The following is a 23232-nucleotide window of genomic DNA, read 5'->3' on the forward strand; positions in this document are numbered from 1 at the left end:
AAAGACCGGGAGTTCCGCAATTTCACGGTTCTGCCCGGCCTTCACCGAAATATCAGCCTATATTATGTTATGCGTACATGGTCAGACTGCGTTTTATTTTCTATCCTGTGACGGCATATATGCAGAAATATCCACGCCAAGTCCATGAGCCAACCGTCCGCCAAGCTGTCCATCCGCCCGGAAGAAGTGGCAGAGCGCACGCATTTGAATATCAACAGATACACCCTTGAGATCATTGATCAGATTATCCAGCAGATGCTGCTGCTCTACAGGGGTAAATGAACGGAAAAGCTCTCCTGCCTGCGTATAATCATCCGTCTTCTCAATTTTCTCGCGTGTAACGTGCCCTTGCAACGGAACCTGACTGTCCCGGTATGCCGGATCTTCCTGCGGGCTGTTCCCGGAACTGTTGGGTTCATAGTTCACCGGAGATGGGTCCTGATTCACATTCATGAGTCCATCACGCTGATGGTTACGAACGGGTGCGTACGGACAATTCACCGGAATTTGCAAATAGTTCGTTCCAAGCCGGTGACGCTGTGTATCCGGATAAGAGAATAAGCGCCCTTGCAACAATTTGTCCTCAGAAGGCTCAATTCCAGGTACAACCGCACTTGGAGAAAAGGCAGCCTGCTCCACTTCAGCAAAGAAGTTTTGCGGATTTCGATTCAGGGTCATGGTTCCCACCGTATGGAACGGGAGTACATCCTCAGGCCAAGTCTTCGTAGGGTCGAGTGGATCAAAAGCAAAATCATCCATCTGTTCAGGCTTCAACAGTTGTACCTGAAGCTTCCACTGCGGGTATTGCCCGTTCTTGATATGTTCACGAAGATCACGGGTAGCATGGTTAAAGTCCTGGCCCTGTACCTCGGTAGCTTCCTGACGAGAGAAGCCTCGAACCCCTTGTGCAGACTCCCACTTATACTTCACATAGTGGACCTGTCCCTGTGCATTGATCCATTTGAAAGCATGTACGCCGAATCCATCCATCTCCCGATAATTCGCCGGTATACCCAGGTCAGAGAACAACCAGGTCATCATGTGGGTTGATTCCGGTGAAAGGGTCATAAAGTCCCAATAGCGAGCTGGGTCCTGAATGTTGGTATCTGGAGCTGGCTTCAGGGAGTGAACCATGTCAGGGAACTTCATGGCATCACGAATGAAGAAGACAGGCAGATGGTTGCCCACGATATCATAGTTGCCTTCGCGTGTGTAGAATTTGACGGCAAATCCACGTGGATCTCGTGCAGTCTCTGGGGATCCCGTACCGTGAATAACAGTCGAAAAACGAACCAGCACATCGGTCTCCGTACCTGGATCTTGCAGGAAGTCCGCTGTTGTATAAGCCTTCATACTCTGCTCTAGCGTGAATACGCCGTGGGCTCCGGCACCTCTCGCATGTACGACTCTCTCGGGAATACGTTCACGGTCAAAGTGGGCAATTTTCTCAATAAGATGGTAGTCTTCAAGCAGTGTTGGTCCTCTTCTGCCTGCTGTGCGGGAATTCTGATTATCACCTACAGGTGCACCTTGATTGGTTGTCATACGTTCTGTCATCATGTCGTCCTCCTCTAATATGTCTCACGGCTGCTATATATCGACTATTAAAATCATATTCGGCTTCGGTTTAAATATACATTTAGACTTGATCTAACTGTTAAATTGATTCTAACATGTCCCATTCATCTGTTGCATGAGGTTCACATGAGATTACGATGAGGTTCTTGATCCAATCATGAATGACGTATGAACATACGTGAGCGATAGATATAAAAAAAGCGGACTAATCCGCCAGGCGGTAGCCCACTCCTCTTACTGTTACGATATATTGCGGCGAAGACGCGTTATCGCCCAATTTTTTGCGCAAACTTTTGATATGAACATCAACCACATTACTTCCACCCGTAAAATCTGTCTCCCAGATATCGCTGAGCATCTCCTCACGGGAAATGACTGCACCTTTGGCATCGATCAGCTTGAGCAACAGATCATACTCGGTCTTGGTCAGATGAATCCGGTTATTATCGCGCTGCACACTCATCCGTTCACGATCCAGCCATAGATCCTTGAATCCGACACGCTGCCCTTCCTCAGGCAAAAATCCACGTTTCGGCATAGCAGGACTGTTGCCAATCATACGTTGCACCCGGTAAAGAGCTTCCTGCGGACGTGCAGGCCACACCAACAACTCTTCCTGAAGCATCGGTCCACTCGCGCTGCCGATCATCTTCTCACCGACCAGATACAGACATGGCGTTGTGTGTTCTGCCTCCCGGTTCAATCGGCTGCTGATCCCAGCAAATGCATCGATGGTTCCGGCAACCGACAGATCATAGATCAACAGATCGAAGACAAGGCGTTCATGCAGATCCGGTTCCCAGCGGTGAAAGACCAGCACATCGAAGCAGCTATCCGTCAAGGCCTTAACCAGTTCGTGCACCTGCCCCGGCATCGGGCTGATCAGAATAACACGCCGTGTAACAGGACAATTGTCCACAAGAGGTGTTGAATCGGACAAGGCGGGTTTAACCCGAATGGGTAAACGGCGGCCAGGCAGCTTTATTTTTACTTGATCCGTTTGTTTCTGCATTCCCCGCAGACACCTCCAAAGACCACATGAGCATGATCGATTGCATATCCGGTTTCCTCAGCTACCTGTTTCATCCATTGTGGAGGAACCTCCGTCATCACCTCGTCCACTTTGCCGCACACTTCACACATAATGTGCTGGTGATCATCCATGCGGGCATCATATCGACTTGCTGTCTCTCCGAGTTTAAGCTCCCGTATCAATTCTTTGTCCGTCAGATAACGAAGGGAATTATATACTGTACCATAGGCCAGGTTATAACCTTGTTCCACGAGTCGATTCATTACCTCAGCAGCTGTCGGGTGATCTTCCGAATGGCGCACCACATCATATACTGCTTGCCGTTGTATCGTCAGATTTAAAGTTCTCACAACCATTTCTCCTTTATCATTAATGCATTTTATATGAAATCAGACGCTGATCTTCTACTTACAATAGTCTTCCCAGTTAAAGAGGATGAATTTTGATTTTGATTTAGATTAAGTATAAATCTTATTGTATATTGAAGTCAATATCCACGCCAACAACCCGGATATGGAATTAAAAACAACTTTCCCAGCAATCCCCTCAATAATTTGGGATAATATGGTTCGCTACAGCACCATTTTTCAGATAAAATATAGGGATGTGCGTAAAAAGGGGGAATGTCGGTTGTTAAGCACTTTTTTCATCAATATCTGTGTCATGATTACGTTTATGTATGTGTCCGGAATCATCGCCAAGTTCTATAGTATCCGATTGCCTTTTCCCTCCTTACGTGTTCAGTTGATCGGCGGCTTATTATTCGGCATATATGGCACAGTACTCATGAACTATTCCTTCCCTCTGAACGAAAGTACGATTGTAGATCTACGGCATCTGCCCATCGTTACCGCAGCGGTATATCTGGGAGGACTGGCTTCGGTCGTTACAGGACTTGTTATCTCAATTCTTCGTATTCTGATGTTCGGCATATCATCTTCTGCCATTGATGCCGGATTTATCATGACTCTGATCGGATTGTCCGGTGTATATTTCGCCTATGCTTCCTGGTCCAGACTGACCAAAATTATTACGATGAACCTGCTGGGCATCACGTTGATCTTTATTATTCTTATGTTAAACACGGACAGCATGAATTCATTAATGAAGGTATATCCGTTACAGATGACGATTTCGTTTGTCGGTGGGATCTTTATCTATTTCATCGCAGAATTTATTAATAAATCGAATGAAATGTTATTCCTTTTGGAGAGAAGAGCATCTACCGACCATCTTACCAACCTGAGCAATCGAAGACAGTTCGAAAAATCACTTCAATCAGAACTTCAGCACGCGCGGGATTATCAACAAAAATTGTCCTTGCTTGCCATCGATATAGACCGATTCAAAAAGGTAAACGACACCTTCGGTCATTCCGCCGGAGATGCGGTTCTGAAGCAACTCGGACAACTGCTTGTTGAGCATGCGCGTTCCACTGATATCGTGTCACGAAACGGTGGTGAAGAATTCGCCATTCTCTTGCTCGATTGTGGACACCGACAGGCCATGGCTATCGCTGAATCGACCCGGCAAGGGGTAGAGAAATATCAATTTGCCCTGCCTGACGGGCACATGATTCGTCTAACCATCTCTATCGGTGTAGCCGTGTATCCAGATCATTGTGATAATCATGATGATAACGACTTCTTCGAACAGGCTGACCGTGCACTATATGAAGCCAAAAATACAGGACGTAATCGCGTCTGTGACTTACCACTTCGCTCTCTGCCTCTTACGCTTTAAAGCCTGTTATCACCTGTCATGTTCCACTTAACAAAAAGGGATGTCACGTTCGCCATTCAGGCGTACAGGACATCCCTTTGCTTATGGATGATTATATATCATCCGATCTTGTGTGCTGACAGGGGATTAAGCAAGAATACGCTCAATCTCCTCGACAATGGTAGCATCCAGCTTCACGCCAGATGCAGCTGCGTTCTCTTTTACCTGCTCGGGACGACTCGCCCCTACAAGTGCACTGGATACGTTGCTCTGGCGCAGAATCCATGCCAGGGCCAGTTGGCCAACCTTCAGATCCAGCTTGTCCGCCACCTCAATCAGTTGACGAACTTTTCCGATGCGATCTGCATTGATCTTTCCTTCGTCCCAGCCCAGCTTGGCAGCACGGCTGTTCTCCGGAATATCGGAAACGGACGTATATTTTCCGGTCAATAGACCTTGAGCAAGCGGGGAGTATACGACTTGTCCGATGCCTTTGCGCTCACCCAGCGGAATAATCTCATTTTCGATATATCGGTCAAACATGTTGTACACCGGCTGATTGACCACGATATGATCCAAAAGCAGGCGGTCTGCTGTACCCAAAGCAGCTTCCATCTGAGCCGCAGTCCACTGGCTGACGCCAACATACAATACTTTGCCCTGACGTACCAGGTCATCAAGCGCACGCAGTGTTTCTTCGATCGGTGTTTCTGTATGATAACGATGGCAATAATAGATATCCACATATTCAGCGCCTAAGCGCTTCAAGCTGGCTTCACATTGCTCCATGATATGTTTACGAGACAGACCCTGGTCATTCGGACCATCCCCCATTTTTCCAAATACTTTGGTTGCAAGTACATAGGAGTCACGGGAGTAAGCTTTGAGCGTCTGCCCAAGCAGTTCTTCTGCTGCACCCCGTTCGTATACATTGGCTGTATCAAAAAAGTTAATGCCTTCATCGAATGCAGTTTCAATTGATTTCACCGCATTTTCACGTTCCACATACCCTCCGTACGTCAGCCAGCTTCCCAAGCTGATCTCGCTTACTTTCAGTCCGCTTCCACCCAATCTGCGATAATCCATTGATTGCATATCCTCCTCTATTGGTTATAAAGATGAAGTTCACATTCTATTGTAACGTAACCAGCTCGAATGAAAAGAGTTTTGGTTCAGAAAATGGGAAATTAAAAAGAGAATACCTTAATTTGCGCACCTATAGCAGGTGCGCAAATTAAGGTATTCCATCATCTGTCTGCTCGATTAAGGCAGCGTAATACTCAATGCATTCAACAGATCAGCTTGTCAAACCGGCTTCGTCAGAACAGCATCAAAGGATTCCGCCTCATGCTAGGTCAATATGCATGCCATAGGGAACCAGAACAATGACGGACAGATTTTCCATGCGCTGCTTCAGCTCATGTACAAAATCAACTGCTCCGCCTTCCAGAAGAAGTCCCCTATCTACAACGGCCACATCCGGCTTGAAGCCTTCCTTGATTTACTCATGCGCTACACTCGAACCTGAAGTCATACGCACATCCATCTCCCATCTGCGCTTCAGAGAAGAGACACCTTGCAGAATGTCAAATCCGAATAGCTGTCACAATCTATACTTATATGATTAACACCGTAGAAATATATGAGAATCTTACTCCTGCTTATTGCCATTTGCGGTCAAAAACAGGTCTTAAACGGATGGTTTAACAAACGAAAAGTTATGGGAAAACGCCTTTTCAGACTGGTCAGAGTCCATCTTGTCCGACTTCGGATATTATACTTGTAGGATAACTAGAAATTGTAGGCTTCCGCTCAGACTTTGGGAAACTTTATCCACAGCAATTAAAGGAAAGTCCACTTTGTCCTGTAAGGTATGTGATCATTATCACACCAAAAAAACCACATATAGTTTATAAATGGATGATACGAATCTACATATAGTGTTACACGGAAATTGAATGATATCCAAATCATTTTAGGAGGAACCTTACATGAACATGCTTGAGTATGCCACTCCACCGGCATCCGATCTATTATCCGACCTGGGAAGACGAATTATTGGCGCAGAAGACGCCGATACGCTGAGGGAAAATGCCAATCTGAACGGAGACTCCTTCAGCGGCAAGATGAGCAGGCTCGGTTCGGAGACCGCCAAGTGGCATGCTCTGCGTCATGTGTTGCCGGAAGAGCTTGCTCAAGCTGTGGAGAACGGGGATCTGTACGTGCACGATCTGGATCAGTATGCACTCGGAACGACCAACTGCATCTTTATCCCGTTTGACCGTCTTCTGGCTGCAGGTTTCAATACAGGTAACGGATCGGTTCGCACACCTCAGACGATCATGTCTGCCATGGCCCTGGTTGCGATCATCTTCCAGTCCCAACAGAACAGTCAATATGGCGGTGTGTCAGCCAACAAGATTGACTGGGATCTGGCTCCCTATGTACAGCGATCGTTCCGCAAACATTACCGCAAAGGACAACGTCTCTTCGGTGAAAATGTCCTGATCGGGGATGAACAGCTTCATCTGGATAGTATCGAAGCGAAGAATCAGTGCCCGCAGGCGTATGCCTTCGCCTATGAAGAGACTGAACTGGAGACAGGACAAGCTGCTGAATCGCTGATTCATAACCTGAATACGATGAGCAGTCGTGCAGGTGGTCAGATTCCGTTCACTTCACTGAACTATGGATTATGTACATCAGCGGAAGGTCGGTTGGTTTCACGCTCGTTGCTGGAAGCAACCATCCGCGGTCTGGGTAACGGGGAGACACCGGTGTTCCCTCAACATATTTTCCAGTGCAAACAGGGCATCAATCAGGCTCAAGGCGAGCCGAACTATGACTTGTTCCGTCTCGCAGTCACCTGTTCATCCCGGCGGATGTATCCCAACTTTGTCAATGTGGATGCCTCCTTCAATCTGCGCTTCTATCATCCGGAAGATCCAGATACGATCATCGCCACCATGGGATGCCGTACACGTACACTGGCTGATCGATTTGGACGCAATCGTCAGAGTGGTAAGGGGAACCTGTCCTTCAACACCATTAACCTGGTTAAGCTCGGCATCCGGTTTGGTATCTGCCAAGGCAGCAGAGCCGTTGCGGATCGGGCAGGATTCTACACCGCACTGGAATCCGTAATGTATAATGCTGCTAACGGTCTGTTACATCGCTACCGAATCCAGACCGCGCAACCTGCCAAGGCATCCGATTTCATGATGCGGGAGGGTGTATGGGAAGGTGGAGAGCAGCTCGCTCCCAATGAACCCGTTGCGGATCTGCTGAAACACGGTACGTTATCCCTTGGTTTTATCGGTCTCGCTGAATGTATGACAGCTCTCTATGGGCGTCATCATGGGCAGGACACGCATGTACATCGTGAAGCGCTGAACATTATTCGGACCATGCGAGAATTCTGTGATCGGATGAGCGAGCAGCATAACCTGAACATCACCCTGTTTGCCACGCCTGCTGAAGGGTTGTCCGGCAAGTTCACAAAGATCGACAGAAAGCGTTATGGCCTCATTCCTGGAGTTAATGATCGGGAGTATTATACGAATTCATTCCATATCCCGGTCTATCATACCCTTCCAGCTTATCGGAAGATTGAACTGGAGGCCCCGTTCCATACGTTATGCAATGCGGGTGCAATCTCCTATGTGGAGCTTGACGGGAACGTTCGAGCCAACACCGCCGCTTTCCTGCGGATCGTGCAATATGCACTAGCACAGGATATCGGATATTTTTCCATTAATCACCCCATTGATCGCTGCCCTGCATGTGGTTATGAAGGGGTCATCGGGGATGTATGTCCAGGCTGCGAAGCCCACGAGAACCATGTCCACTTCCAGCGATTACGCCGCGTAACGGGTTATCTGACTGGAGATTACAAAGTACGCTTCAATGCTGCGAAGCAGGCCGAAGTGCGGGATCGGGTGAAGCACCGGTGAATCTGTATGGTTACATCCCGGAATCGGTGAATGAAGGGACAGGCCTGCGCGCCGTGTTATTCATCAGCGGATGTCGTCACGCCTGTCCGGGCTGCTTCAGTCCGGATTCGTGGAGCTTTCGAGCAGGTGAGCCCTTTACAGAGGAGCGGCAGCAGCAGATTCTGCATGAAGTGACGAACCATCCCTTGCTGGATGGCGTTACGTTGTGTGGTGGTGATCCCTTTTTCTCGGCAGCAGAATGTACATCCTGGGTCCAGCAGCTTCGCACTGCACGCCCTGATCTGACGGTGTGGGCTTACACGGGATTCGAATATGAAGAGCTGGTCACTGACCCTGTGAGAGCGGAGCTTGCCCGATTATGCGATGTCATTATCGACGGGCGATATGTTGAAGCCGAGCGTGATGTCTCTTTGTCCTTCCGCGGCAGCCGGAATCAGCGTTTGATTGATGTCAGTGCAACACTAGCCACTCAAAAGGTCGTTACCATACAGCTCAGTATGTTGTAAGGCACGAGTCCCCAAGGACTCGTGTCTTTTTGACGTAGCGTCGCCTATTTGAAAGAAAAATGTTGCATCCTTTCTCTCTACTTTCTTCTCTATTGCATGGTAATATATTATATAGGTAGTTATCAATTTAGCTTTTTAAAATTTAACCGTTTACATAAGGTAGCCAGGGAGGATTAACCTTTTATATGGATATTGTTCAAGCATTAATTACATGTATGCCTTTCTTTCGAGACACCATCCGTCAGGATGTAACCCTGTCCATTATTGATCATGAGAAATTCCTATATTTCTCAGCAGGGGAATCGTTAAAGCAACTGAATTATCAACCCGGAGACCCTCTGTTGGATGGAAATCGAAATTTTGCAGATCTGAACGGGGGTACAGTAAAAAGATTCGATCACTACCCTAAAGATTTATTCGGCATTCCTTTTGACGTGGCTTTTATTCCCATTAAAAATGAACAAGGTGAAGTCATCGCCCTGTTTAACCTACTCTACAGCATGGATGATCAGGAGCAACTGCAATAACTCATGGATGCTACCGAAAATCTGACTAACCAGTTAATTGACAGTGTACAACATGTAGCCGCACACTCCGAAGAACTTAGTGCCACAACCGAAGAGATCCGGAACAACTCCAAACAAGCTGTACAGAAATCTGGAAATGTAACTCAAGTCGCCAGCTTCATTCGAGAAATCTCCGAACAAACCAACCTGCTCGGCTTGAATGCTGCTATAGAAGCTGCTCGTGTAGGGGAAGCAGGTGCAGGTTTCGGCGTGGTTGCCAAAGAAATTCGCAAACTGTCTGTCGATACCAAGGAAGCGACGGCCCGTATTGAAGATTCTCTTCTCTCGGTTCGGCAATCCATTCAAGGCATGGAGAATGAACTTGGTGAGATTACTGCGAGCTCCCAAGAACAAGCTGAACTCGTAAACAATTTCATGAGTACGATTGAGCAATTGAATGAAACCAACAAGCAATTGAAGCAATTTGTGCAAAAAATGATTTCGTTTGACGGAAAATAAAGATACATTTGATGGAACGTAAAAAAATGCATTTGATAGCGAACAACTAACTAAAGCCTCCGAATGTATTCGGAGGCTTCTTCATTAGCTATTTGACTTAACGAATCTCGAAGTGACTGATGCGTACGCCTGCGGACAGCAGAATGTATACATCCTGCGTACCTGCTGCACCCATAAGTTCCGCCTTCACGGTAGACCACTGTTGGGCTTCGCCCTGTGCCAGTTCCACACGTCCTGCGAGCGTACCTTCCGGAGAGCCGAGTCGCACTTCCAACACAGCGCCTGCTTGTTCCGCTGATACACGAGCTTCAATCGCGGTTGCACCGACACCCAGATCTGCGTCGTTGAACGCAATCCATCCTTGCTCTCCAACTACACGGACAGCACTTCCGCCCTCTTTGCTCTCATCCAGGTCAACACCCAGATAAGCGTCATAATTCTCAGCACGAGTTGCAACACTCAGATTACGAGCAGGGATTGTCTCTCCTTCTACTGTCAGGTCTGCAACCAGCTGAACATCAGAGGATGACTTGGCAACCATGATGGAGTATATCCCACTTTCCACGACATACCGATCACGAGTCACATCCCAGATGGCCAGTTCTTGCACAGGCAAGGTGAAGCTGACTGTCGCTGTAGCTCCGGATTCGATATGAAGACGACGGAATCCCTTTAACGTTTTGAGGGGACGTTTCACCCGGGATTTGCCTGCACGAACGTACAATTGTACAACTTCGTCACTGGCAATTGAACCGGTATTGGTTACATCTACAGTTACCGTAACATTGCCCTCTGTGCCCACTTGAGCTGGGCTAAGTTCCAAATTGCTGTATTTAAACGTCGCATACGTCAGACCATGTCCAAACGGATACAATACATTGCCTTCAAAATATTGATACGTCCGACCGGATTGAATGATATCGTAATCCTTGATGTCCGTCAGTTGATCTGCCGATTGGACCCACGTCATGTTCAGACGGCCTGCTGGTGCATAGTCGCCATAGAGTACGTCAGCCACTGCGTTACCCAGTTCCTGTCCTGCGTGCGAAGTATACAGTACAGCCGGGATGTTCTCCTGAACCCAATTGGATGTAAACGGATAACTCCCCACAATGACCACAACCGTATTCGGGTTCGCGGCATAGACCGCCTCAACCAGACGTTGCTGGGATTCGGCCAGATCCAGACTTGGACGGTCAATCTCTTCTTTACCATTTACAAGCGGATTGTTACCCACAAAGACAATCGCCGTTTCTGCAGCCTTGGCAGCTGCTACCGCTTCCTCAAGTCCATTCACAATAATATCCTGCTTGAATGTCTCTGTGGCACCGAAGGTTTTCAGATCTTCAGACACTGCGAATGCATCGTTTCCACCATTAGGTGCAGTCACCGTTTTGCCATTCCATGTGGTCAGACCTACACTGCCATCCTCTTGTGGCAACAGGTGGAATACTTCTTTCACAGACCAGCCGTACACTTCATTTGCGGATGCTGTTACGGCCTCTTCATCTGTCGTCAGATATTTGCCGTTGCTTTCGGCCTGCAAGGTATAACTTCCGAAGCCCCAATCGGACACCATAAACGTCTCCGCTTCTCCCGATGCAATAACAGGTGATTTCTCACCTTCCGCCAGTCCAATCTTCTTCCCATTGGCTACGGAAGTTAAAGTAATGCGATCATTGCCATCCTTGAACGCAACCTTGTCGCTGCCTACTTTGCCACGGATCGCTTCAAGCGGGGATACGTTATACGGCATGGTGCCTGCATACCAGTCACGATAGACCGTTCCACCCAGTTGACCAATCACAACCACTTTACCTGCTTTTGTTTTGTCCATCGGAAGTGTGCCTTTGTCGTTTTTGAGCAATACCACTTGTTCTCTCGCGGCTCTGAGGGACAATTCTTTCGCTTTCTCCGTCATCATGGATTCTTCACCAATAGCAGCGTAAGGATTGCCCTCTTCCGGATCAAACTCGCCCAGACGGAAACGCACACGGAACGTATTGAACAACGCCTTGTCGATGTCATCCATCGTGAGTGTGCCTTGTTCCAATCCTTCACGCAGCGCCTGCTTGGACAGATCAGCATCATCGGTGATGCTATCAATTCCAGCCTTTACAGATTCTACGGTACCCGGTGTGTGGGAATCATAGTATTTATGATCGTTCTTAATGCCCATCACATCGCCTGCGTCACTGACAACGAAGCCATCCATGCCCCATTCGCCTTTGACAATCTCGTTCACAAATGGATGCAACAATGCTGGCGTACCGTTAATGGAGTTGTACGCAGTCATCATGGATTGTGCGCCGCCTTCCTTAAACGGCTTCTCGAATGCTTTCAGATAATATTCACGCATATTGCGCGGATCGATGCTGGACGAACCGCTTCCGCGGTCCACTTCGTTATTGTTAGCGAGGAAATGCTTCAAGGTAGCGACCGCTTTGTAATACTTCGGATGGTCGCCCTGAATTCCTTTGACCAATGCTGTCGTCAGCTCGGCTGTCAGTTCCGGATCTTCACCATAAGCCTCTTCATTCCGTCCCCAACGCGGGTCACGTTCCATATCCACTGTAGGTGCCCACAGCGTAAGACCGTTCACTGCCGGATTGCGTTTGTAAAATACACGTGCCTCGTCTCCGAGCACGGAACCAATCTCCTTCATCAGATCCGCATCCCATGTGCAGGCTAGCCCCACCGGTTGCGGGAAAGATGTTGCTTCTCCAAGCCAGGCCAGACCGTGTGCTGCTTCTGTACCATGTTTGTATGCAGGCACACCCAAGCGTTCTACTGCCGGCTGATATTGAAGCATGGATTCAATTTTTTCATCTTCAGTCAAGCGGGATACAAGGTCCTTCACCCGGGTGTCTAACTCTAGTGCTGTATCTTGAAACGGATATTTCGTTTGGTTGGTCGTCATATGGAATCTCCTTTGGTGATCGGTAGTTGGTTGGAATGATAGCGAATACATATCTTAGCAAAAAAACGCGTATAATTTCGGCTGTATTCGTTCTTCCAATGTGGAAATTAATCCTTTTATAATAAGCATTTATAGCTGTGTAACCTCTTTTTTTTCATATACCTAAAACGGTTTCGGAAATCTTATCATATAGCATGTTTAACAAAAAAAACAGAGGTGCATCACAGGAAATTGTGAACATCCCCCTGCAAAATCTGAAGAGTATCGTTTTTTTCTGGAATAGTCTGGCAATCATGAATAAGAGTATGACGACTTTCGCTGAACAACATCCCATTTCGATAGATTGAAGATAATCAAGGAGGAAAAAAAATGAGTGACAATCAGCAGCCCAAGACGGGTCTGCCCCCGGTCCCGGAATCACTGTGGCGTGCTACACATGAATTCGATAGCTATCCGAAACTGACAGAAGATATTACCGCTGATGTGGCCATCATTGGTGCAGGCATTGCCGGTATTACTACAGCCTATTTGCTGGCACAGACGGGTATGCGTGTCGTCGTGCTGGAGGCGGGAAAAGTATTAGATGGTACAACTGGTCATACGACTGCCAAGGTATCAGCACAGCACGGCGTCATATTCGATGAGATTATGCATCACTTCGGACACGAACAGGCTCGGATGTACTATGAAGGCAATGCTCAAGCTGCCAAGTGGATGCGCAATCTGGTCAAGGAAAAACAGATTGATTGTCAGTGGGCGGATGAAGATGCCTATGTCTATATTCAATCCGAAGAGAATCTCAAAAAACTGGAGGTCGAACTGACTGCCTATGGCAAACTGAATATCCCTGGCGAGTGGGTAGATCCCCTCCCTATTCCGGTTCCAGCCAGAGCTGGCATTCGTATGCCGGGTCAGGCACGATTTGATCCACTGGCCTATCTGCACTACTTGCTCGATTCAGCTGTAAAGCACGGGGTACAGATCTACGAGTATACGACAGTTACCGATGTAGAGGAAGATACTTCACTGCATGTAAGAACCTATAGCAATGGACCTTCTGTAACAGCGGATCATGTGGTCGTGGCTTCTCATTTTCCCGTCTATGATCCTGGATTCTATTTCACCCGATTGCATGCCGACCGCTCTTATGCCGTATTAGTCGAACCTGAGAAACCTTATGCCGGCGGCATGTACGTCTCTGATGATAAACCGTATCGTTCCTTGCGTTCTGTTATATATGACGGGAAGGAACATATCCTCTTTGGAAGCGAAAACCACAAAACCGGACAAGGTATCTCCACCTTCGATCATTATGAACGCCTGGAGCAGTTCGCGGCGGAGACATTCGGTATTCGCAACATTCCTTATCGCTGGTCAGCCCAGGATCTGATCTCCATTGACAAGGTGCCCTACATCGGACCGATTACTGGAAGACATGAACGCGTCTATGTCGCGACTGGATTTGCCAAATGGGGCATGACGACTGGTACAATGGCCGGTCATATTCTCGCAGATCGCATCACCGGACGTGACAATCCGCATGCTGAAGTATTTGATCCAGCAAGATTCAAGGCAGATCCTGGCATGAAGAACTTTATTGTGGAGAACGCCAATGTAGCCAAGGAATTAATCTCTGGTAAAGTAGACATTGTTCACAAAAATGTTAGCGATATTGGTGAAGACGAAGGAGCTGTCGTTCGACATAATGGCAAACGGGCTGGCGCCTACAAGGACACCAGTGGCAAACTGTTTCTGGTGGATACCACCTGTACTCATCTGGGGTGTGAAGTCGAATGGAACGAGGGGGAGCGTTCATGGGATTGCCCATGCCATGGTTCCCGCTACAATTATGCAGGCCATGTCATTGAGGGCCCTGCTGTGGAAGACCTTAAAGTTCTGGACGCTCAGGATTAACCGACACTTAGGGATTAATCTGTAAACCGCTGATACAAAAAGTCATCTCACAGACCGGATCGGAATCCGCCTCCAGACGGAAGTAACCGATCCGGTTTTTGCGTATGCTGAATTATAGCTAAACAAACCGTTTCGGCTGCGCATCAACATTAAACGAGTAGTTATGGGATAAATCGTGACATGGGACTATTTTAAAATCACTACCTTGCATTAAACACTACTGAATGCTATGATGAATTCACTACTACTGAACAATACACACTAGTGATAAATGAAGCTACTAAGGAGGAACCTGTGTGAATGTGAACATCCAGTTCAAAAAAGGAGTATTGGAGCTGTGCGTCCTGGTATTAATTAACCGCCAGGATCGGTATGGCTACGAACTGGCTCAGGCGGTCTCCAAACATATTGAAGTTGCTGAAGGTGCACTGTATCCCTTGCTTCGACGGCTTGTAAATGACGGGTACTGCACCACCTATCTGCAAGAATCAACTGAAGGACCGCCGCGCAAGTATTACCGACTGTCCGGTACAGGTCGCGACTACATGACGGCACTGACGACAGAATGGAATGAATTTGTGCGCAATGTCGCAAATCTGATTGAGGAAGGAACCCCCTAATGAATAGACAACAATTTATGAAAGCCATGGAAGTTCATCTTCGGCCGATGGACCCATTTGAACGGGCTGAGTTGCTCGCCGACTATGATCAACATTTCGAGCTCGGATTAAGAGAAGGCCGACTGGAAGAGGAGATCGCCCGGGAACTCGGACAGCCGGAAGAGATCGCCAAGGAAGCACTCGGTGATCGGTATGACATCCATACACCGGGTTCAGATGCGTTCTATGCACCAACGTATCAAGAAATGCGGCCACCCAGAAACAGCACCAGAGCCACTCGCAACTTTTTCACAGCCGTCGGCCTGTTGTTTCTTAATCTGATTCTAGGGATCCCACTTGGTCTCGTGATGTGGTCAGTATGGCTTGTCATTGCCAGCCTGTCCTTGCTGGTATTGGCTCCTGTGGCAGCGGTTGTGGATTTCGTATTCCTGAGCCAACTCTATAAAGCAGAGATCTTCGTTGCGATTGGCGCTTTCGGTGTCGGCATTTGTTTTGCCATCGCATCCAAGTCCGTTTATAAAGCCTTCAAAATCGTCACTCTTCAATACATTAGATGGAATAAAAACATGATGAAAGGAGATGTTTCCGCATGAGTACCAAAAAATGGATTGCTTTGGCCGTGATATGTATTGGAATCGGTTTGCTCGGTACATCGATCTATGGAGTTCAATTCGGAGATGAGCGGGAGAATTACTCCAAACGATGGGATTTCAAAGAGGATGAATTGCAGAACATTGTTATGAATGCTAACTTCAGTGCGGATATCGAATTTGTCGTAAGCCCGGATTCGAACGGTTATATCGAAGTGGATGGCAAATGGGACCCTGCCGCAGTTAAAAGCTTCGAACAAGCGACCTTATCCAACGGCACATTCCAACTGTCTCAGACAGAACGTGAACGATTGCAGTTTTTCACCCTGAACTGGAATGATCGAGATTCCATAATAACTGTGGCCCTGCCCGAGGGACACCAATTAAATGAGGTTATGCTGGATTCTTCCTCCAGTGACTGGGATCTGACAGGTCTGAGCGCCAATCAGCTTGAGCTGAACAACACCTCAGGTTCCATTCGTCTGGAAAACATCAAGGTACCCCATATTGAGTTGGCTCTAACTTCAGGTGACATTACCGCTTCCATGATTGATGGAGACATGACCGTGAAACAGACATCGGGAAGCCTCACGGCTGATCAGGTTGTAGGTCATGTAAACAGCGAGATCAAATCAGGTGATATTGAGATCACTGAATTAAACGGCGCAGCCGATGTTCAATTCACTTCGGGAAGCATCCATATTGAGCAGTCCCATTCTGCCCCGATTAATGCATCCGGAACATCAGGAGATATTTTCATTCAAGCTGCACCTGATTTTGACGGAATCTATGACGCTAAGGCTACTTCCGGAAGTGTAGATGTACCTGAATCCCCGATGGTGAGCCGAGAATTAATCAAAGCCCGTACCTCTTCCGGGAGCATCGAGATTACCAAATAGTGATGAAGCAATTTTCCGAACTGTGGGTAATATAGTATAATCAGATGCCAGTCCAATTCTAAGGAGGAGTTACCCACATGGAACTTAAAAATAAAACAGCTATCATCACAGGTGCTGGTAAAGGTATCGGCCGTGCGATTGCTGAGGCACTTGCCAAAGAAGGTGTGCACCTTGGACTTATTGCACGTACCGCTGCCGATCTTCAGGCTCTTCAACAATCTCTTAGTCAAGAATACGGCGTGAAAGTAACCAGTGCTGTAGCAGATATATCGGATCGTACACAGGCGGAAGCCGCTGTAGCAGCCATCGAGATGGAACTCGGCGCGGTGGATATCCTGATCAATAATGCAGGCATCGCAAGCTTCGGCACATTGTTGGATATGGACCCAGAAGAGTGGGAACGCATCTTGCATGTTAACGTTATGGGTACATATTACGTCACACGTGCTGTGCTTCCAAGCATGATCAAGGAAAGTAGCGGCAGCATTATCAATATTGCTTCCACTGCAGGTGAGCGAGGGTTCGCTACAGGTTCGGCATACTGCGCATCCAAGTTTGCGCTACTCGGCATGACCGAATCTCTAATGCAGGAAGTACGCAAGTCCAACATTCGTGTAACGGCGCTGACACCAAGTACAGTCAATACGGAGCTTGCAACCAATGCCGGACTGAAAATCGGGGACGAAGATCGCATGATGCAAGCAGAAGATGTGGCTGAACTTGCACTGGCAACGCTCAAGCTGTCCGACCGTGTGTTCGTCAAAGCCGCAGGCATCTGGACGACCAATCCGCAATAGACCGCATGAGATAGATAAAGGTGGGAGGGGGCATATGTTCCCTCCTTTTTATGTATTCCATAGATGATCCAGACCCAATTCCTTGGACACCGCAATGAGCACCACCGCAGGCTCCTCACCGATATTGGTCACTTCATGGGGGACTATCGCATTCCAGGTGAACGAATCACCCGCTTCGAGAACTTCCACATCTTCGCATTGCTCCGCACGAATCTTACCCTGCAAGACCAGATGGCTCTCCTCTCCTGCATGTTTGCTAACCCCTGTCGATGCACCTGGAGGTAACTCCACGATGGACATACGCATCGCACCTTTGGCTGTGAGCTGCTGTACTTTGATCTGTCCGCTTCCCGCCGTCGTTTCCTTGCGCTCGTTCTTACGCACCACGTTCATCCGTTGCTCCGGCGGATCGTACGAATAGCCCAGCCAATATCCATATCGCGTCCCTCCCCTTCTATTGATTGATGGCAAAAACCTCCATTTATTCGACGCATGCCTCAACAAATATAATCCGATTGCCGAATGGATCCGTTACGGTCAGCTCCCTTGAATTCCAAGGCGTCTCCTCTATACCGGGCCGCGCATGTTTGTACTCTTTCTGATGAAGCGCACCATGTAATGCATCCAGGTTATCCGTCTCCACACGTAAGGCGGCTCCAGGTGTACAATCTCCATGATGTTCGGATAAATGAATCACGATAGAATCGAGCGAAACCTGCATATATAAGGGCATATCTTGCTCAAATCGATGTTCCCAATCCAATTGGAACCCCAGGTATTCAAGGTAAAATTCTCTGGCCTTGTTTTCATCAAATATCCTCAGAATAGGCACGATACTCTTTAACATCCTGATCACGTCCTCGGGAATAGAATATAATTCATCTTCAGCGAATCTTCTATCAACTGCTTTCAAGGTTTCTTATACATAACATATATTCATCATACAAAGAAAGTATTGACCCTACAATGAAACCATGATAAATGTTGTTCACCAATAAGAATATTTACTTCATATTAGTGAACTTAATCAAGAGACGATATCATCAACTTATTCCTCAATAGGTGGTGTTTTCAATGAATTCTCCTTATATACATGACCGTCCGATTACCATCCCATTACCATTCAGGGCATCGGAATAAACGGGCATCACTCCTGTTCAAAGCGTATCAGTATGGCAACCTTAGTCTGTCCTGCTGGAAGTTTGATTAAAGAGGATATATACTCTTATATAGTAGATAAATAATTAGCGTGGGTTACAGGGATTGCCCCTGTTGCTCACGCTTTGTTTGTTGTTAGGAGCAGTTGGTAGATGGAGCTGTGGATGTAACTAGCTGTGCTGGTTATGCAACAACCGCCTTTGAATGATGAGACCATCGGAGCCTGTGAGACAAGACTCTAGTTTCTTGTGTGCTTTTCTGGATTATAACTATAATATGAGGTGAAATTAGGCACAGTTTGCCGCATATCACCCAGCATATTATCTCAATAGCTCATACGGGGGGAATTGGATGCCAGAACAGCGTATATATGAATTGCTGGATGAATTGGATGAATTGCTGGAGTAAAAGGTACAGTATGAGTAAAGCCGGGAGCTGCTCAACGCATATCGCGAGTTTGAAGGCGTGACGGAGGAGCAGCTTGACGCATTCGAGCGTTCGGAACTTACGTGCCATGGAGGCCATTCAGTACTGAGATACACATGATGATATGACCTTTTTTGCATAATGATGGGATATGTCAAAGCGGTTATAATAACATTTAGTGGAAATGCACATGCTATATAGATAAGATTGCCTTTTCTACACCTAATACATTGATCTGGGAGGGACATACGAGTGGCTGAACAACCAAAGTCTGAGAGCTTTCTGTCTCTCGTCAAAAAGGGCAATACATCCTCCGCCGTAGCGATGGCAGGGAATGCCGTACTTGCCGTATGCAAAGGAGGGGCTTTCCTATTCAGTGGCAGTGGTGCCATGTTCGCTTCGGCGATGCACTCACTCGCTGATGCCATTAACCAAGGGTTTGTCTTTGTCGGAAGTGTGTTGTCCGAGAAAAAACCTACACGCCGCTTCCCGACCGGATTCGGACGGGTCATCAACATTTTCTGTATGATCGCCGTGATTGTCGTGACGATTATGGCCTATGAAACCATCCATGAAGGTATACACCTGCTCCAGCATCCTGCTGGTCATTCCGGGGGCCTCTGGATTAACATCGGTGTGCTCATCTTGAACATTCTGATCGACGGGGCCATTCTGATCAAAGCTATGAAGGAAATCCTCAAAGAAGCACGCGCACCCAAAGCCGCCGGATTTGCCTTGGTCCCCGCTGCCATCAAAAACGTAGGCCGTGCTGCACCGCCAACCCGTCTCGTATTCTACGAAGATGTTGTGGCTGTACTTGGTGCCCTTCTAGCCTTGATCTCCGTCGTGGTCATTGCCTTAACCAATTTTGCATTGCTTGATGGTATTGTAACGACGATTATTGGATGCTTGATGATCGCTGTAGCCTTCCGTGTCGGTTATGATAATATGATCGGATTGATTGGTGTAGCGGCTCCGCAGGATATTGAGGACAAAGTGTCCCAGACCATTCTGGCAGACACACACGTTGCCGATATTCAGATGATGCGTATCATTCAGGAAGGCCGTTATTATCATGTGGAAGGTCTGATTGAACTGACCAAAGGACTCAGCCTGGCTGATGCGGATGACATCAAGTTCCGTATTCAGGAGAAGCTGATGACGAACCCCGACATCGCTGACGCAGCCATCTCCATTATTGAGGATGACGGCGTGAACAGCTGGGGCAAGAAACGTTCGAGTGTGATGAAGTGATGAATAATGAACTGTGTCCTTTTATAAAAAGGAAGACAGACAAAACCCACTCTTAACCTAGTGGGTTCTTTGTATGTTAGTAAGTAATGCGGTTAAGGACATTACCGTGCTAACCTTGCCTCCTCCCCATCTCCATCAGTTTATTCTTCCATTTCAGACGAAAAGCTTCGGTGGAGCTCTTGATAGGGCTAATCTCGGACACACGAACTGGCGATACACCGCAAAATTTAAGAATGTTATATTTCATGACCCGATGTCCGGCATGTCGATATACCCAGCGGTTGTACCACCGTGGTGTATCCATGGTCACAATAATATGGGCGGACTTTCCCTTCAACAATTTGTCCCATAAGATAGAGCCTTCCCGGTAATTCATCGCAAATCCAGGTAAAAACACTCGATCAATGAATCCCTTTAAAATAGCAGGCATCACTCCCCACCACGTCGGATATACAAACACCAGGTGGTTGGCCCACTGAATCTGTTCTTGAGCTCTTACCAAATCCTCCTCTAACTCGGTACGCTGGCGATAGCCATAGTGAAGATTAGGGTTGAACTGAATACTGCTCAAATCAATCAGTTCAACAGAGTTGCCTGAATTCCGCGCCCCTAACATATAGGCTTCCGACAGTGCTTTACAATAACTTTGCGGATCAGGATGGCCGTTAATCACCAGAATATTTGATTCCATGCATCGTACCTCCTGTATAATAAGGTTATAAAAGCCGAAGAAGCAGGCATATCCAAAGTATAAAGTGAAGGTAGTTATAAACAAATGATCAACGATGCCTAAAAATTGCTGATTCGCGCAAATGGGGGACATATGAACAACCAAGACCATGGGGTATCCATCTCTATGTTGTATCCGATTTTGAAAACGTTGGTGAATAAAGGGTTCGACTCTGAATCGTTTTTCAAGTACGCCAAGTTAGATCCTGCTATCATGCAGAATCCAGAAGCACGAATGCCGATTGAAGAACTGGAACGTATCATGCAGTATGCTGCGGCATACTCCGATGATATGTATTTTGGATTGAACCAGGGACAACTACTGGACTTCGCAGACCTGGGTCTTCCTGGTTATGTCATGATGCATTCCAGGACCATTGGAGATGCACTGGATGCCTATCAACGATATAACATTATTCTATACAGTGGATTTAATTTAAACTGGGAAATAAACGGCCAGGACTTAATCCTTCAATTCGCTTTACAGAATTTGGAGAAGGAGATGTCCCGTCATTGTGTGGAGGATATGGCTGTATCACTGCTCTACTTGATTAGAAAACTAGCAAATTGTCGGGTGGAGTTAAACGAAATCCAATTCAGTCATGAAGTGCCCGAACCTTCGAATGATCTATCTCCTTATGTGAACATGTTCGGAATCACCCCCCGATTCGGGGGCACTCATACGTTCCTGCGCATGCATAAAGATATCCTGCATCAGCCTGTACTATATTCGGATACAAGAATGCTGAAGGTGTTTGAAACCATGGCACAGGAAAGCAGAGATAATCTTTACTCGTCCAATACATACTCCGGAAAAGTGAGTAGGTGGATGACCGAGAGCCTCCCTTCCTTCTTTCCCACATTACACCATACCGCAGAGCATCTGGATGTGAGCACTCGTACACTTCAGAGCCGATTGCGTGAAGAAGGGACAACGTATCATGAGATATCCGTACAGGTGCGTAAAGAACTTGCATTGCGATATTTACGTAAAGGGACCTATTCTTTGGGTGATATTGCCTATGCCTTACATTTCTCAGAACAAAGTGCGTTTCAAAATGCTTTCAAAAAATGGACCGGACAGACCCCAGGGCAATACCGTGCGAACCCAAACAGGTAAAGAAAATAATCCCCACCTACTGTCATGATTGGGATCATAACTGCACACTGATTGTTTATATTCCGAACCTAGACTTTAGTCTAGGCTTACTTTAACTCTAAAGACGGAGGATAGACTTTTCCAGTTCATGGTATGCTGTGAGTAACGAAAGCAATATTTCTACAACGTTCGGAAATTTTGATCTTGTATTGAGAAGGAGAGATATTATGGCTAAACGTACGATCCTTGCGCCTGTTCTCATTTTGCTGGGCGTGTACTTGATTCTCAACCAGGGAGGTTCACTCGGTCCGGGTACGATCTTCGCGACCTTCTGGCCCACGTTATTCGTGATTCCACTTGGGCTGTTCTTCCACTGGTTGTACTTCTCCATGATTGGCAGAGGGGTTGGGCTGCTGGTTCCTGGTGGGTTGCTGCTCACCGTTGGTATCGTGTGTCAGATCGCCATGCTGTTTAATAACTGGAGTACGATGTGGCCGGGCTTCATTCTGGCTGTAGCTGTTGGCTTGTTCGAATTGTACTGGTTCGGTGGTCGGAACAAATGGTTGCTAATCCCCATTAACATTCTAACGGTTATATCGCTACTGTTCTTCGCCGTGATGTCGATTGGCACGATGCTGAGCAGCTTGAGCTTTATCCAACCGTTCGTGGCCATTGTGCTGATTATGGGTGGGGCGTGGATCATGGTGGGTCGCAAAAAGCGCATGTAACCCATTATTCGTTTCCACTTAATCACTGCGGTGACAGAACAACTTCGGATCGCTGTTATCCCCGGATTTTTCTGAATCCCATCTAGAATGGGAAAATCCGTTGATAAAGGCGACCGCTTCGCTTCCTTCGTATGTTCTGTCCCCTCCGTGAATGTGTTCACGAAAAAAACATGACCTGAGCTATTGCTCTGAAGTAAGTAAAAAAATAGGGGTGCTGCTTGTCATCAATTGAAATGACGAGCAGCACCCCTTTTTGATTTCTCAAGTCTAACGAAACACAT

General features: G+C 47.2%; 22 protein-coding genes. 13 read left to right on the plus strand and 9 right to left on the minus strand.

Translation table 11 applies throughout. The features are described 5' to 3' along the window. Positions 1–93: 93 nt before the first annotated feature. The 3 genes from M1D71_RS27325 to M1D71_RS27335 all read right to left on the minus strand — a co-directional run bounded on the left by M1D71_RS27325 (position 94) and on the right by M1D71_RS27335 (position 2961). Positions 94–1557: a catalase gene (locus tag M1D71_RS27325; RefSeq protein WP_458127365.1), complete on the minus strand. Its 1464-nt coding sequence runs from the start codon at positions 1555–1557 to the stop codon at positions 94–96. 226 nt (positions 1558–1783) lie between these two features. Beyond that, complete coding sequence (locus M1D71_RS27330) at positions 1784–2590, minus strand: winged helix-turn-helix domain-containing protein (protein WP_458124424.1); 807 nt, start codon at positions 2588–2590, stop codon at positions 1784–1786. Next, positions 2566–2961 carry a Fur family transcriptional regulator gene (locus tag M1D71_RS27335; protein ID WP_145324627.1) on the minus strand — a complete coding sequence of 132 codons (396 nt, stop codon included), beginning with the start codon at positions 2959–2961 and terminating at the stop codon, positions 2566–2568. Before M1D71_RS27335 ends, M1D71_RS27330 begins: the two co-directional genes overlap by 25 nt. Positions 2962–3241: 280 nt before the next feature. Between M1D71_RS27335 and M1D71_RS27340 the strand changes: the two genes are divergently transcribed. After that, the gene (locus M1D71_RS27340; protein ID WP_458124425.1) at positions 3242–4354 is read left to right on the plus strand and encodes a GGDEF domain-containing protein; all 1113 of its coding nucleotides are present in this window, start codon (positions 3242–3244) and stop codon (positions 4352–4354) included. Positions 4355–4480: 126 nt separating this feature from the next. Here M1D71_RS27340 and M1D71_RS27345 read toward each other — a convergent pair whose 3' ends face one another. Together M1D71_RS27345 and M1D71_RS27350 are read right to left on the minus strand one after the other, a co-directional pair. Then, positions 4481–5419 carry an aldo/keto reductase family protein gene (locus tag M1D71_RS27345; protein WP_458124426.1) on the minus strand — a complete coding sequence of 313 codons (939 nt, stop codon included), beginning with the start codon at positions 5417–5419 and terminating at the stop codon, positions 4481–4483. Between the two features lie 259 nt (positions 5420–5678). Continuing rightward, positions 5679–5810 (minus strand): hypothetical protein, encoded by a 132-nt coding sequence (locus M1D71_RS27350; protein ID WP_458124427.1) that lies wholly within the window; start codon positions 5808–5810, stop codon positions 5679–5681. 514 nt (positions 5811–6324) lie between these two features. On the opposite strand from M1D71_RS27350, the gene M1D71_RS27355 reads away from it, so the two are divergent. The 4 genes from M1D71_RS27355 (at position 6325) to M1D71_RS27370 (ending at position 9817) form a co-directional block, all read left to right on the plus strand. Next, positions 6325–8286, plus strand: a complete 1962-nt coding sequence (locus M1D71_RS27355) for an anaerobic ribonucleoside triphosphate reductase (RefSeq protein WP_458124428.1) — start codon at positions 6325–6327, stop codon at positions 8284–8286. Next, on the plus strand, positions 8283–8792 hold the full coding sequence (nrdG, locus tag M1D71_RS27360; RefSeq protein ID WP_458124429.1) for an anaerobic ribonucleoside-triphosphate reductase activating protein: 510 nt from the start codon (positions 8283–8285) through the stop codon (positions 8790–8792). The genes M1D71_RS27355 and nrdG overlap by 4 nt, the downstream gene beginning before the upstream one ends. Positions 8793–8977: 185 nt before the next feature. Then, entirely contained in the window at positions 8978–9319 is a 342-nt protein-coding gene (locus tag M1D71_RS27365) for a hypothetical protein (protein WP_458124430.1), read from the plus strand. A gap of 3 nt (positions 9320–9322) precedes the next feature. Further along, entirely contained in the window at positions 9323–9817 is a 495-nt protein-coding gene (locus M1D71_RS27370; protein ID WP_458124431.1) for a methyl-accepting chemotaxis protein, read from the plus strand. 97 nt (positions 9818–9914) lie between these two features. Here M1D71_RS27370 and M1D71_RS27375 read toward each other — a convergent pair whose 3' ends face one another. Next, positions 9915–12737: a glycoside hydrolase family 3 C-terminal domain-containing protein gene (locus tag M1D71_RS27375; RefSeq protein ID WP_458124432.1), complete on the minus strand. Its 2823-nt coding sequence runs from the start codon at positions 12735–12737 to the stop codon at positions 9915–9917. A gap of 369 nt (positions 12738–13106) precedes the next feature. Between M1D71_RS27375 and M1D71_RS27380 the strand changes: the two genes are divergently transcribed. From M1D71_RS27380 to M1D71_RS27400, 5 genes are all read left to right on the plus strand, one after another. Next, positions 13107–14651 (plus strand): FAD-dependent oxidoreductase, encoded by a 1545-nt coding sequence (locus M1D71_RS27380; RefSeq protein ID WP_458124433.1) that lies wholly within the window; start codon positions 13107–13109, stop codon positions 14649–14651. 296 nt (positions 14652–14947) lie between these two features. After that, entirely contained in the window at positions 14948–15271 is a 324-nt protein-coding gene (locus tag M1D71_RS27385; protein WP_458124434.1) for a PadR family transcriptional regulator, read from the plus strand. Further along, entirely contained in the window at positions 15271–15864 is a 594-nt protein-coding gene (locus tag M1D71_RS27390; RefSeq protein ID WP_458124435.1) for an HAAS signaling domain-containing protein, read from the plus strand. Before M1D71_RS27385 ends, M1D71_RS27390 begins: the two co-directional genes overlap by 1 nt. Further along, positions 15861–16760, plus strand: a complete 900-nt coding sequence (locus M1D71_RS27395) for a DUF4097 family beta strand repeat-containing protein (RefSeq protein ID WP_458124436.1) — start codon at positions 15861–15863, stop codon at positions 16758–16760. The genes M1D71_RS27390 and M1D71_RS27395 overlap by 4 nt, the downstream gene beginning before the upstream one ends. Positions 16761–16837: 77 nt before the next feature. Then, on the plus strand, positions 16838–17557 hold the full coding sequence (locus M1D71_RS27400; protein ID WP_458124437.1) for a 3-ketoacyl-ACP reductase: 720 nt from the start codon (positions 16838–16840) through the stop codon (positions 17555–17557). Positions 17558–17605: 48 nt separating this feature from the next. Here M1D71_RS27400 and M1D71_RS27405 read toward each other — a convergent pair whose 3' ends face one another. Beyond that, positions 17606–18028 carry a cupin domain-containing protein gene (locus M1D71_RS27405; RefSeq protein ID WP_458124438.1) on the minus strand — a complete coding sequence of 141 codons (423 nt, stop codon included), beginning with the start codon at positions 18026–18028 and terminating at the stop codon, positions 17606–17608. A gap of 10 nt (positions 18029–18038) precedes the next feature. Continuing rightward, positions 18039–18404 carry a glyoxalase superfamily protein gene (locus M1D71_RS27410; RefSeq protein WP_458124439.1) on the minus strand — a complete coding sequence of 122 codons (366 nt, stop codon included), beginning with the start codon at positions 18402–18404 and terminating at the stop codon, positions 18039–18041. Positions 18405–19393: 989 nt separating this feature from the next. Here M1D71_RS27410 and M1D71_RS27415 point away from each other — a divergent pair. After that, positions 19394–20395 carry a cation diffusion facilitator family transporter gene (locus M1D71_RS27415; protein ID WP_458124440.1) on the plus strand — a complete coding sequence of 334 codons (1002 nt, stop codon included), beginning with the start codon at positions 19394–19396 and terminating at the stop codon, positions 20393–20395. A 109-nt stretch (positions 20396–20504) separates the two neighbouring features. Here M1D71_RS27415 and M1D71_RS27420 read toward each other — a convergent pair whose 3' ends face one another. Beyond that, the gene (locus M1D71_RS27420) at positions 20505–21086 is read right to left on the minus strand and encodes an NAD(P)H-dependent oxidoreductase (RefSeq protein WP_458124441.1); all 582 of its coding nucleotides are present in this window, start codon (positions 21084–21086) and stop codon (positions 20505–20507) included. A gap of 132 nt (positions 21087–21218) precedes the next feature. Between M1D71_RS27420 and M1D71_RS27425 the strand changes: the two genes are divergently transcribed. Both M1D71_RS27425 and M1D71_RS27430 read left to right on the plus strand, forming a co-directional pair. Further along, on the plus strand, positions 21219–22244 hold the full coding sequence (locus M1D71_RS27425) for an AraC family transcriptional regulator (RefSeq protein WP_458124442.1): 1026 nt from the start codon (positions 21219–21221) through the stop codon (positions 22242–22244). A gap of 206 nt (positions 22245–22450) precedes the next feature. Then, positions 22451–22951 carry a hypothetical protein gene (locus M1D71_RS27430; protein ID WP_036667859.1) on the plus strand — a complete coding sequence of 167 codons (501 nt, stop codon included), beginning with the start codon at positions 22451–22453 and terminating at the stop codon, positions 22949–22951. Positions 22952–23232: the final 281 nt, after the last annotated feature.

Source organism: Paenibacillus sp. Z3-2 (assembly GCF_054161325.1).

What these genes read in the sequence shown, in the direction of transcription:
- M1D71_RS27400 (WP_458124437.1), top strand. Translation starts at nt 16,838, where the DNA reads ATGGAACTTAAAAATAAAACAGCTATCATCACAGGTGCTGGTAAAGGT.
- M1D71_RS27380 (WP_458124433.1), top strand. Translation starts at nt 13,107, where the DNA reads ATGAGTGACAATCAGCAGCCCAAGACGGGTCTGCCCCCGGTCCCGGAA.
- M1D71_RS27330 (WP_458124424.1), bottom strand. Translation starts at nt 2,590, where the DNA reads ATGCAGAAACAAACGGATCAAGTAAAAATAAAGCTGCCTGGCCGCCGT.
- M1D71_RS27420 (WP_458124441.1), bottom strand. Translation starts at nt 21,086, where the DNA reads ATGGAATCAAATATTCTGGTGATTAACGGCCATCCTGATCCGCAAAGT.
- M1D71_RS27430 (WP_036667859.1), top strand. Translation starts at nt 22,451, where the DNA reads ATGGCTAAACGTACGATCCTTGCGCCTGTTCTCATTTTGCTGGGCGTG.
- M1D71_RS27345 (WP_458124426.1), bottom strand. Translation starts at nt 5,419, where the DNA reads ATGGATTATCGCAGATTGGGTGGAAGCGGACTGAAAGTAAGCGAGATC.
- M1D71_RS27370 (WP_458124431.1), top strand. Translation starts at nt 9,323, where the DNA reads ATGGATGCTACCGAAAATCTGACTAACCAGTTAATTGACAGTGTACAA.
- M1D71_RS27395 (WP_458124436.1), top strand. Translation starts at nt 15,861, where the DNA reads ATGAGTACCAAAAAATGGATTGCTTTGGCCGTGATATGTATTGGAATC.
- M1D71_RS27390 (WP_458124435.1), top strand. Translation starts at nt 15,271, where the DNA reads ATGAATAGACAACAATTTATGAAAGCCATGGAAGTTCATCTTCGGCCG.
- M1D71_RS27365 (WP_458124430.1), top strand. Translation starts at nt 8,978, where the DNA reads ATGGATATTGTTCAAGCATTAATTACATGTATGCCTTTCTTTCGAGAC.
- M1D71_RS27355 (WP_458124428.1), top strand. Translation starts at nt 6,325, where the DNA reads ATGAACATGCTTGAGTATGCCACTCCACCGGCATCCGATCTATTATCC.
- M1D71_RS27410 (WP_458124439.1), bottom strand. Translation starts at nt 18,404, where the DNA reads ATGTTAAAGAGTATCGTGCCTATTCTGAGGATATTTGATGAAAACAAG.
- M1D71_RS27375 (WP_458124432.1), bottom strand. Translation starts at nt 12,737, where the DNA reads ATGACGACCAACCAAACGAAATATCCGTTTCAAGATACAGCACTAGAG.
- M1D71_RS27325 (WP_458127365.1), bottom strand. Translation starts at nt 1,557, where the DNA reads ATGACAGAACGTATGACAACCAATCAAGGTGCACCTGTAGGTGATAAT.
- M1D71_RS27425 (WP_458124442.1), top strand. Translation starts at nt 21,219, where the DNA reads ATGAACAACCAAGACCATGGGGTATCCATCTCTATGTTGTATCCGATT.